This is a genomic window from uncultured Alsobacter sp. (assembly GCF_945952055.1).
Taxonomy (GTDB): Bacteria; Pseudomonadota; Alphaproteobacteria; order Rhizobiales; family Beijerinckiaceae; genus Alsobacter.
On the sequence record NZ_CAMFHB010000044.1, the window covers coordinates 1 to 10,984 of the forward strand.

Genomic DNA, 10,984 nt, shown 5'->3' on the forward strand with positions numbered 1-10,984 from the left:
ACGCCGACCACGAGCAGAACGCCTCGACCTCGACGGTCCGCCTCGCCGGCTCGTCGGGCGCCAACCCGTTCGCCTGCATCGCGGCCGGCGTCGCCTGCCTCTGGGGCCCCGCCCACGGCGGCGCCAACGAGGCGGCGCTGAAGATGCTGCAGGAGATCGGCTCGGTCGACCGCATCCCGCACTACATCGCCCGCGCGAAGGACAAGAACGATCCCTTCCGCCTCATGGGCTTCGGCCACCGGGTCTACAAGAACTACGACCCGCGCGCGAAGATCATGCAGAAGACCACGCACGAGGTGCTCAACGAGCTCGGCATCAAGGACGACCCGCTGCTGGACGTCGCGATCGAGCTGGAGCGCATCGCGCTGCACGACGAGTACTTCATCGAGAAGAAGCTCTACCCGAACATCGACTTCTATTCGGGCATCACGCTGAAGGCGATGGGCTTCCCGACCACCATGTTCACGGTGCTGTTCGCGCTGGCCCGCACGGTCGGCTGGATCGCCCAGTGGAAGGAAATGATCGAGGACCCGTCCCAGAAGATCGGCCGTCCGCGCCAGCTCTACACGGGCTCGCCGCTGCGCCAGTACACCTCGATCAACCAGCGCTGAGGCGCCGGTTCGACGGTTTCGAGAGGCCCGGGGTTTCCCCGGGCCTTTTCTTTTGCGCAGGAGCCGGTTAGCTGGCGTCTCCTCATCCTGCGCCGGAGCCGGGCATGCCCTTCCAGACGTTCAACGCGGGCGAAAGCGCCTATGCCGTGTTCCGCCCCAAGGGCGCGGGCCGCAAGCCGCTGCCGGCGATCCTGTTCCTGCACGGCAAGGGCGAGAGCGGCACCGACGGGCGCCAGGTGAAGGTGGGCCTGCCGCCGCGCCTGCTTGCCGCGCCCGACGACTGGCCGTTCCTGGTGGTGTGCCCGCAAAAGCCCGAGGCCGACCGGCTGTGGCCCGAGTACCAGGACCTCTTGAAGGCGGTGCTCGCCGACGTGGATGCCCGCTTCCGCACCGACCCGGCGCGCCGCTACCTCACGGGCCTCAGCCAGGGCGGCAACGGCACGCTGACGCTGGCCACCGCCCTGCCCTGGCGCTTCGCCGCGCTGGCGCCGGTGTGCGGCTGGGCCGACCCCATGCGCACGGCGCGCCAGCTCAAGGGCATCCCGACCTGGCTCTTCCACGGCACCCACGACGCCATCGTGCCTGCGTCCTGCTCGACGGCCATCGTCGACTGCATGGTGCGGCCCGACCTGCGAGGAGACGACCCCGCCCCTCGCCTGACGCTCTACCCGGGCGTGGGACACAATGCCTGGGATGCGGCCTATGCCGAGCCGGAACTGCCGGCCTGGCTCCTGTCGCACAGGGTGGCCGGCTGAGCCTCAGCGCAGACGCCGGCGCAACGCTTTCCAGGGCCGGCCGTCGATGGCGGCGAGCCCAAGCCCGATGAGCGCCATCCCGGCGACATGGCGCAGCGCGAGTTCGTCGCCGAGCAGGGTGACGCCCAGCATAACGGCCGTGACCGGGATCAGGAACGTGACGAGACCGAGATTCGTGGCCCCGGCCGAGGCCAGGATCCGGAAGAACAGCACGTAGGCGAAGGCCGTCGACGGCAGCGCCAGGGCCGCCACGCAGGCCCAGGCCAGGGGCGAAGCCGGCGCCAGTGTCCAGGGCTGCACCACGACGACCGCGATGGGCAGCATGATGGCGAAGGACACCGTGGTCTGCCCGGCGGCGATCGCCAGCGGGGCGACGCCGAGCCGCGTGAACCGGCGCCCGTAGAGGTTCGACGCCGCATAGCAGGCCGAGGCCCCGAGGCAGGCGAGCTCGGCCAGGATCTCGACCCAGCTGGACAGCGTGGGCGCGGCGCCCAGCATCACGGCCACGCCCAGGAATCCTGCGACCACGCCGAAGAGGCGGTTGCCGGTCGCCTTCTCGTCCTGCGTCGCGAAATGGGCGGCGACCACCAGGAAAAGCGGCGTCGTGGCGTTGAGGATGGACGCCACGGACGCGGCGATGTGCGACTGCGCCCAGGCGAAGAGCGAGAACGGCACGACGTTGTTGAGCAGCGCCATGCCGATGAACGAGAGCCAGACCGACGCTCCGCGCGGCGGGGCGACGCCCATGAGCTTCACCGTGAGCCACAGGGCCGAGGCCGCAAGGCCGACCCGCACGGTCACGATCAGGAGCGGTGGAATCTCCTTCACGGCCACGCCGATGAACAGGAACGAACAGCCCCACAGCACCGACAGGACCAAGAGCATGGTCCAGTCGCGGGCACTCATGGGACGGTTGACGGCGGGGGACGCGGAGGGGGTGCTCATGACCCCCGTCCTGTCGCACGCCGGCGCGGGCTTGGCATCCCGATTCCTGCGCTGTTCAGGCGTGCGCGGAGAGTGTGCGTCCTTCGACACGCCGCTCTCGGCGGCTGCTCAGGATGAGGCTCATTGCTGCTCTTGAAACAGTTGGATGGGTCTTCGTCCTGCGAGCCTGTGAATCAATGCCCGGTGCAGCGTTGCATCTGACGTCTCCAGCGCGCGACCACCTCTCCGCCGTCCTGCCCGGGCTTGGCCCGGGCATCCACGACTTTGCCGGGGCCATCCTGAAGTCGTGGGTGGCCGGGCCAAGCCCGGCCATGACGCGGAGAGGGAGGCGCAAGCTGGACGACCGAAACAGTTACGCGCTCTGGGCTGGCCGGGTAGCGGCCGTGTCGAGGCCCGCAGAGGCGTCAAGCGCCCTTGGCCCTCACCACGTCCAACACGATCCGCGCGGCGCGGGCGCTGGGCGTGTCGCCGTCGGGCAGGCGCATGAGGCCGTCGAGGCGGGCGAGCACGGCGAGCTGGACGCGGCGCTCGGGCGTGTCGGTGAGGAGCGGCGCGAGAGAGGCGGCGAGGATCCCGGGTTCGGCTTCGGCCTGAAGCTTCTCGGGGATCGCGTTCGCGCCGAGGATGAGGTTCGGCAGCACGATCGAGGGCACCTTGATGAGGTACTTGAGCTGCTCCTCGAGCTTGGAGACCTTGTAGGCCACCACCATCGGCACGCCCGACAGCGCCAGTTCGAGGGTCACGGTGCCCGAGGCCGCGAGCGCGGCGCGGGCCTGCCGGAAGGCGGCGTACTTGGCCTCGTGCCCTTCCACGACGCGCACGGGCACCGGCCAGGTGGCGACGGCGGTGCGGATGTCCGGCGCAAGATGCGAGACGGCCGGCAGGACGGCCTCGAAGCGGTCGCCGCGCGCGGCCATGCGGGCGAGCGTCTCGCCGAACACCGCCAGCAGCCGTCCGATCTCCGACCGCCGGCTGCCCGGCAGCACCAGGAGCACCGGCGGCTCGGCGGCGCGGCGCGCGGCCTCCTCCGGCGATGGGCGCAGTTCATCCAGCCGCTCGATGAGCGGGTGGCCGACATAGGTGCAGGCGGGGCCGCCAAGATCGCGATGCGCCTGCGGCTCGAACGGCAGCAGCGCCAGCACGTGGTCGACGTAGCCGGCCATGGCTTTGGCGCGGCCCGGGCGCCAGGCCCACACGGAGGGGCTGACATAGTCGACGACGGGGAGCCCCGGCAGGGCCTTGCGGACCTTGCGGGCGACGCGATGCGTGAAATCCGGGCTGTCGATGATGACGAGCCCGTCCGGGCGGGCCGCCACGATGGCTTGTGCCGTCTCGTCGATGCGGCGCAGGAGGCTGGGCAGCCGCTTGATGACGGGCAGGATGCCCATGACGGCGATGTCCGAGAGCGGGAAGAGGCTCGCCATGCCCTCCCGCTGCATGGCCTCGCCCGCCGTCCCGGTGAAGCGGATGTCGCTCCCGGCGGCGTCGCGCAGCGCGCGCATCAGCTTGAAGCCGAGCTCGTCGCCGGAATGCTCCCCCACGACGAGCGCCAGGTGCAGGGGCCGGCTCATGACGGCACGTGTCCTTCCACGAAGTCACCCGCCTTCACACCGACGAGGGCGATGCCCGCATCCCGGGCGGCCGCGACCGTCGTGGCCCGCTCGATGACGACGACGCCCGCCGCCGCGACCGCGATTGCCCCGATCCTGGCCGCCCGGCCCCGCTCGACGGTGCGGGGGCCGATCGCGGGAAGGTCGACGCGCGTGTCCTGCCCGCGCTTGGGCACCTTGACGAGGACGGCAGCCGCGCCGTCCAGCACGACCCGGCGCCGACGGATCAGGCCGGCCACGCGTTCCAGCATGGCGTCCGTGCCCTCCGGTCCCTCGACCGCGAGGACCCGGCCGGACGACACCACGACGCCCTGCCCCACGTCGTAGGGCCCTGTCGCCGCCAACAGGGCGAGGCCTCGCTCGACGTCGGCGCGCTCGGCCGGCGTCGGCTCGCGGCCGGCGAAGGCGCCCAGGGGGGCCAGCAGCGCGGGGGCGATCTCATGAGCGCCGACGACGTGGAAGCCGGCTTCCTCGATGAACTGGACGACGCCGCGCAGGATGCGGTCGTCCCCGCCCGCGAGCACCTTCGCGATGTGGTCGCGGTTGCGGTAGGCGGAGAAGATGGAGGTGATCGCGCCCGGTCCGGGCCGGGTGACCGAGCCCGCCAGGACCACGGCCGCCGGCGCGACGGCGCGCAGCGTGTCGAGGATGCGGGCGGGATCGAGCATGTCGGCCCACACCAGCGGAAAGCGTTTGAGGCCGCGGTGGGCGAAGCCCTTCAGGGCGACGATCGACACGTCGCGGCCGCAGGCCCGGGCCGCCTCGGCGATCTCCAGCGGGAAGCCCCCGCCCCCGGCGATGATCGCGACCGGACCGGGGGGCACGGCCACCGGATCAGCCTTCGTGGGCGTCGCGCGGGGTGCAGATGGACCGGTTGCCGCCCTCGCGGATGAAGGCGAGGATCTCGTGCACCGTCTCGCGCTGGGCGAACTCGGTGGCGACGTCCTCGACCCGCTCCTGCAGGGTGCCCTCGTCCGCGAAGAGCAGCCGGTAGGCGCGGCGGATGTCGTGGATCACCTCGCGGTCGAAGCCGCGGCGCTTCAGGCCGACGATGTTCAGGCCGGCGAGATGGGCGCGGTTGCCGATGGCGATGCCATAGGGGATCACGTCGTTCTCGACGCCCGACAGGCCGCCGATGAAGGCGTGCGCGCCGATGCGGCAGAACTGGTGGACGGCCGCGCCGCCGCCGATGATGGCGAAGTCGCCCACCTTGCAGTGGCCGGCCAGCATCACGTTGTTGGAGAAGATGACGCTGTTGCCGACGATGCAGTCGTGAGCCACGTGGGCGTTGGCGAGGAAGGTGCAGTTGTCCCCGACGATGGTCGCCAGGCCCCCGCCCTCGGTGCCGGGGTTCATGGTGACGCCCTCGCGGATCGTGCAGTTGGCGCCGATCGTGAGCGTGGAGGGCTCGCCCTTGAACTTGAGGTCCTGCGGCTGGTGGCCGATGGAGGCGAAGGGGAAGATGCGCGCCTTGGGGCCGATCGTGGTGCGGCCGGCCACGACGGCGTGGCTGATGAGCTCGCACCCGTCGCCCAGCGACACGTCGGGACCGACGACGCAGAAGGGGCCGATGACGACGCCCTCGCCCAGCTTGGCCGCGGGGTCGACGACGGAAGAAGGATGAATGGTGGCCATGGGGATCAGTCGGTCACCAGCATGGCACTGACGTCGGCTTCGCAGACGACCTTGCCGTCGACCTTGGCGTCGCCGTGGAACCACCACATGTTGGCGCGCTGCTTGATCTTCTTGAGATGGTACTCGACCACGTCGCCGGGAACGACGGGCTTGCGGAACTTCGCATTGTCGATGGTCATGAAATACACGACCTTCGGCCGCGCCTTGCCGAGCTTCGAGGCGACGCAGAGCGCGCCCGCCGTCTGGGCCATGCCCTCGATGAGCATGACGCCCGGCATCACCGGACGGCCCGGGAAATGGCCGTTGAACTGCGGCTCGTTGAAGGTGACGTTCTTGATGCCGATGCAGCTGTCGTCACCGCGCATCTCGACGATCTTGTCGACCAGCAGGAACGGGTAGCGATGCGGCAGGAGTTCGAGGATCCGCAGGATGTCCGCGGTGTCCAGGCTCTCCGGTGTCGTCTCGGTCATCATCTCACCCTGTCTTGAGCACCGATCGGTTTCCCCGGAAACCCACCGGTGCTTCGTTCGATCATGGTCGCATGCCTGTTGCGGAAAGCCGGTACCCACCTTTCCGCGGCATGCTCCGTCGCGCGCCCTGCGCTCAGCTCTTCTCGTCCTGGCCGGATCCCGGTGCGGCGGGCTTTCGCTTCGCAAGATTGGCGAGCAGCGTCAACTCCCGGAACCATTCCTTCACAGGCTTGGCCGGCGTTCCGCCCCAGCGCGAGCCGGGCGGCACGTCGTCGGCGACGTTGGACGAGCCGGCGATCTGCGATCCGGCGCCGATGCGCACGTGGCCCACCACACCGACCTGGCCGCCGAGCGCCACGAAGTCCTCGACCGTCACGCTGCCGGAGATGCCGACCTGCGCGACGATGATGCAGTGGCGGCCCGCCACGACGTTGTGGGCGATCTGCACCAGGTTGTCGATCTTGGTGCCCTCCCCCACGATCGTGTCGCGGTTCGCCCCGCGGTCGATGGTGGAGTTGGCGCCGATCTCGACGTCGTTCTGGATCACGACACGGCCGATCTGCGGCACCTTCTGGTGGCCCTGGAGACCCAGCGCGAAGCCGAAGCCGTCCTGGCCGATGCGCACGCCCGGATGCAGGATCACCCGGTCGCCGACGAGCGCGTTGAGCACGGTGGCGTTGGGCCCCACCGAGCCGTTGCGGCCGATGCGCACCTGCGGGCCGATGACGGCGTTGGCGCCCACCACCGTGCCGGATCCGATCTCGGCGCCAGGACCGATGACGGCGCCGGGATCGACGATGACGCCGGGCTCGAGACGCGCCTGGGGATGCACGAAGGCGCCCGGCGCGATGCCGGTGGAGCCGAAGACCGACCCCGGCCGCATGGCGTCGGGATAGAACTTCGCGGTGACCGAGGCAAAGGCCTTGTAGGGCTGCGGGCTCACCAGCGCGACCGTTCCGGCCGGCACGCGGGCCGCGAACTTCGGCGCAACGAGGCAGGCCCCGGCCTTGGTCAGGTCGAGATCGGCCGCGTAGCGGGGATTGTCGAGGAAGACGAGGTCGTCCGGGCCGGCGCGGTCGAGCGGGGCGACGCCCGAGAGCGCGAGGTCCAGGTTCGCGCCGTCCGGCGCCTTGGCGCCGGTGATCGAAACGATGTCGGCCAGCGTCAGGGGAGACGCCAGCCGAAAGAAGACGGGTTCTGTCATGTGGGCACCGTGGCCCGGCGCCGGCCCCCGGGGGCCGGCGGCGGTGCCGGTCAGAAGGACGTGCCGCCGGAGAACCGGAAGTACTGGGTGCGGTCGTTCCGGTCCTTGGTGACCGGATAGGCGTAGTCGAACCGGATCGGCCCGAGCGGCGACTGCCACAGCAGGCTGGCGCCGACCGCCGAGCGGATCTTGTGCTCGTCGATGACGGTGATCGTCGTCGGGTAGCCGGTCGCCACCGGGGACGGGCTGACGGCGGCGAAGTTGCGCTTGCCCTCGTAGCCGAACAGCGTGCCCGCGTCGGCGAACACGGCGCCGCGCATGCCCAGTTCCTTCGGCAGGCCCCAGATCGGGAACTGCACCTCGGCCGTGCCGCCGAAGTACTTGGTGCCGCCGAGCGCGTTGTTCTTCGGGTCGGAGGCGTCGCGCGGGCCGATGCCCGACGGAGCGAAGCCGCGAACCAGGCTCGGGCCCATGAAGAACTGGTCCGTGATGCGCAGGTCGTTGCCGTAGAGGTGACCGCCCTGGACCTTCAGCATGCCGACGACGTCGTCGGTGAGCTCCTGGTAGTAGCGCGCCTCGCCGGTGGTGCGGATGAAGCGGCTGTCGCCACCCAGGCCCGCGATGTCCTGCTTCAGCTCGGCATAGATGCCGTTCTTCGGGTTCTTGTTGTTGTCCAGCGTGTTGTAGGCCAGCGTGTAACCGACGAGCGAGGTCATCGTCGTGCCGGTGGCCTCCTTCAGCGCCAGCGAGGCTTCGCCGTTGTCACGGCAGGCCGGCCAGGAGAAGGCGTAGGTCGGGGCGAGCGAGTACCAGCAGTCGTTGTACGGCCGCTTGATCGTGTTCGGGATCGAGATCTTCTGCTGGTAGAGCGAGTAGCGCAGCAGCAGCGAGGTCTCGTCCGTGAGCGGCAGGCCCAGGCGGAGCGTGCCGCCGGTGATCTTGTTCTCGTAGTACGAGTAGCGGGTGTTGTCCTGCTGCTTGGAGAACAGGTCGAAGCCCGCGGCGAGCCGCCGGTCCATGAAGAAGGGCTCGGTGAACGAGAACTCGACGCCCTGCGAGTACTGGCCGCTGGACGCCGCGATGCGCACGTACTGGCCGCGACCCAGGAAGTTCGATTCCGACAGCGACACCTCGGCGATGAAGCCGTCCGAGGTGGAGTAGCCGCCGGCGATCGAGAACTGGCCAGTGGGCTGATCCTCAACGTCCACGTTCACGACGACGCGGTCGGGGGTGGAGCCGGGCTCGTTGGTGATGCGGACGCGCTTGAAGTAGCCGAGGTTGTTCAGGCGGCGCTCCGCCTTGTCCATCAGCACCTTGTTGTAGGCGTCGCCCTCGCCCACGTCGAACTCGCGGCGGACGACGTAGTCGCGCGTGCGGGTGTTGCCGCGGACGTTGATGCGCTCGATGTAGACGCGCGGGCCTTCCTCGACCACGTAGGTGATGTCGATGGTGCCGGCCTGCGGGTTGCGGTTGCCCTGCGGACGCACCTGCGAGAAGGCGTAGCCCTTGCTCGCCACGTCCGTGGTCATGTTCTGGAGGGTCTTCTCGACCTCCTCCGCATTGTACACGGAGCCGGACGAGGTCTTGACCAGGCGCTTGAGCTGGTCGGCGCCGACGTCGGGGATGCGGCTCTCGACCGCGGTGTTGCCGACCTTGTACTGCTGGCCCTCGTCCACCGCGACCGTGATGCGGTAGCCGTTGGACTCGGGGTCGAACTGGACGTCGGTGTTGACGACGCGGAAATCGGCGTAGCCGTGCTTCAGGTAGAAGCGGCGCACGAGCTCGAGGTCGGCGGCGACGCGGTCCGGATCGTACACGTCGCTGGACTTCAGCCAGGAGAGGAAGTTGCTCTCCGTGGTGGTCATCTGGTCGCGCAGGCGGCCCGAGGAATAGGCCTTGTTGCCGGTGAACTCGATCGACTTGATGCCGGTCTTGTCGCCTTCGTTGATGTCGAACACGACGTCGACGCGGCCGTTCTCGAGCGGCACGATGCGCGAGGACACCTTGGCGAGGTTGCGGCCGGCACGCTGGTAGATCTCGCGGATGCGGCCGACGTCGGCGTCGACCGTGGCCTGGCTGAACGGCCCGCGGGCCTTGGACTGCACCTCGCCCTCGAGCTGCTCGCTCTTGAGCTTCTTGTTGCCCTGGAAGACGACGCGGTTGACGACCTCGTTCTCCCGGACGGTGACGACCATGCGGCCGCCGCTCTGGGAGACGTTGACGCTGGAGAACAGCCCCGTGGCCACGAGATCGGCGCGGGCCTGAGCCGCGGACTGCCCCTGAACGTAGGAGCGAATCGTCTCGGTATCGACGCGCCGGTTGCCCTGGACAACGATGCTTTGCGCGTAAGCCTGGGCAGACAGAGCCACGATCATGGCCAGACCGGCGGCGGTTCCTTTGAGAACGCGAACCGTACCCCGGTACCCCGAACGCTCAACAGTCATCGAGTAACCCGCCCTTTTTAGTCGTCCCGGCCGCGCGCGGTGCGGACCGGAATCCCGGATGTCCCGATGCTTTCTACTAAGTTTCACCCGGGCTGCAAACCGCCAAAAGCCCCGGGAGGGCGAATCCCGGGGTGGCGTGGCTGGCAAGACACTTAGCGCATGGTTAAAGCTGCGCGATGTGGAGCATGTCGTTGAACGTGGTGAACAGCATCAGCATCACCACCAGCGCCAGGCCGATGCGGAAACCGAATTCCTGTGTCCTTTCAGACAGAGGGCGTCCACGCACCGCTTCCACTGCGTAAAAGGCCAGATGACCGCCGTCCAGAAGCGGAACCGGAACGAGGTTAATCAGGCCGATCGAAACCGACAGGATGGCGACAAGGTTCATCAAGGCCATCATCCCGGCCGTGGCGACCTCGCCCGACACCTGGGCGATGCGGATGGGACCCGACAGCTGGTCGGTGCTTTCCTTGCCGGTGAACAGCCCGCCGACATAGGAGCCGGTGCGCTCGACGATGAACCACGTCTCGTAGACCGCCGAGGACAGCGATTCGCCGATGCTCATCGGCACGGTCTTCACGTCGCCCGGGTTGGTGGAGCGCTGGACGCCGATCTTGCCGGACCGCTGGTTGCCGAAACGCGTCTTCTCGACCACCAGATCGGGGGTGACGCTGAGGCCCACCTTGGCGCCGTCGCGCTCGACCATGACCTGCAGGGGCGTGCCCGGCGAGATCGAGACGATGCGCTGCATCTCGGTGAAGCTGTCGATGGCCTTGCCGTCGATGGACAGGATGAGGTCGCGCGGCTGGAACCCGGCCCGCTCGGCGGCGCTGCCGGCGATGACGAGGTCGACGCGCGGCAAAATGACCTGCCGGCCATAGGTGAAGCCGATGACGGCGAAGACGGCGATGGCGAGCAGGAAATTGGCCAGCGGCCCCGCGAACACGGTGGCGGCGCGCTTCCACACCGGCTGGTGGTAGAAGCTGACGGCCTTCTCGGCCGGGGTCATCTCGCGCAGCGCCTCGCCGTCGGGCGTGCTGGCGGCGCTGGAATCGCCGAAGAACTTGACGTAGCCGCCGAGCGGAATGGCCGCGAGGCGCCAGCGCGTGCCCTTGCCGTCGGTGAAGCCCGCGATTTCGGGCCCGAAGCCCACGGAGAAGGCGGTGACCTTGATGCCGCACCAGCGCCCGACGAGGAAATGCCCCATCTCGTGCACGAAGACGACGATCACCAGCACGAACAGGAAGGGCAGCAGGTAGCTTCCGGCCATGTTGGCGTAGTGCGTGGCGGAACCGACGAGATCCATGTGT

The 10,984-nt window shown here is 69.0% G+C and carries 10 protein-coding genes; 2 read left to right on the top strand and 8 right to left on the bottom strand.

What is annotated here, in order from left to right; genetic code table 11:
* Positions 1–611: citrate/2-methylcitrate synthase (locus Q0Q47_RS24410; protein WP_293866205.1), on the top strand; the 611-nt coding region annotated here is incomplete at its 5' end.
* Between the two features lie 104 nt (positions 612–715).
* The gene (locus Q0Q47_RS24415; protein ID WP_293866208.1) at positions 716–1,366 is read left to right on the top strand and encodes an alpha/beta hydrolase-fold protein; all 651 of its coding nucleotides are present in this window, start codon (positions 716–718) and stop codon (positions 1,364–1,366) included.
* Positions 1,367–1,369: 3 nt separating this feature from the next.
* Here Q0Q47_RS24415 and Q0Q47_RS24420 read toward each other — a convergent pair whose 3' ends face one another.
* The 8 genes from Q0Q47_RS24420 to rseP all read right to left on the bottom strand — a co-directional run bounded on the left by Q0Q47_RS24420 (position 1,370) and on the right by rseP (position 10,980).
* The gene (locus tag Q0Q47_RS24420; protein WP_293866210.1) at positions 1,370–2,311 is read right to left on the bottom strand and encodes a DMT family transporter; all 942 of its coding nucleotides are present in this window, start codon (positions 2,309–2,311) and stop codon (positions 1,370–1,372) included.
* A gap of 404 nt (positions 2,312–2,715) precedes the next feature.
* Positions 2,716–3,882 (bottom strand): lipid-A-disaccharide synthase, encoded by a 1,167-nt coding sequence (lpxB, locus tag Q0Q47_RS24425; protein ID WP_293866213.1) that lies wholly within the window; start codon positions 3,880–3,882, stop codon positions 2,716–2,718.
* Positions 3,879–4,751: an LpxI family protein gene (locus Q0Q47_RS24430; protein WP_293866215.1), complete on the bottom strand. Its 873-nt coding sequence runs from the start codon at positions 4,749–4,751 to the stop codon at positions 3,879–3,881. The genes lpxB and Q0Q47_RS24430 overlap by 4 nt, the downstream gene beginning before the upstream one ends.
* A 4-nt stretch (positions 4,752–4,755) precedes the next feature.
* The gene (lpxA, locus tag Q0Q47_RS24435; RefSeq protein WP_293866218.1) at positions 4,756–5,556 is read right to left on the bottom strand and encodes an acyl-ACP--UDP-N-acetylglucosamine O-acyltransferase; all 801 of its coding nucleotides are present in this window, start codon (positions 5,554–5,556) and stop codon (positions 4,756–4,758) included.
* Positions 5,557–5,561: 5 nt separating this feature from the next.
* On the bottom strand, positions 5,562–6,026 hold the full coding sequence (fabZ, locus tag Q0Q47_RS24440) for a 3-hydroxyacyl-ACP dehydratase FabZ (protein ID WP_293866341.1): 465 nt from the start codon (positions 6,024–6,026) through the stop codon (positions 5,562–5,564).
* Positions 6,027–6,159: 133 nt separating this feature from the next.
* Entirely contained in the window at positions 6,160–7,230 is a 1,071-nt protein-coding gene (gene lpxD / locus Q0Q47_RS24445; protein WP_293866221.1) for a UDP-3-O-(3-hydroxymyristoyl)glucosamine N-acyltransferase, read from the bottom strand.
* A gap of 50 nt (positions 7,231–7,280) precedes the next feature.
* Positions 7,281–9,605 carry an outer membrane protein assembly factor BamA gene (gene bamA / locus Q0Q47_RS24450; protein ID WP_293866224.1) on the bottom strand — a complete coding sequence of 775 codons (2,325 nt, stop codon included), beginning with the start codon at positions 9,603–9,605 and terminating at the stop codon, positions 7,281–7,283.
* A 232-nt stretch (positions 9,606–9,837) separates the two neighbouring features.
* Positions 9,838–10,980 carry an RIP metalloprotease RseP gene (gene rseP / locus Q0Q47_RS24455; protein ID WP_293866227.1) on the bottom strand — a complete coding sequence of 381 codons (1,143 nt, stop codon included), beginning with the start codon at positions 10,978–10,980 and terminating at the stop codon, positions 9,838–9,840.
* Between the last annotated feature and the right edge of the window lie 4 nt (positions 10,981–10,984).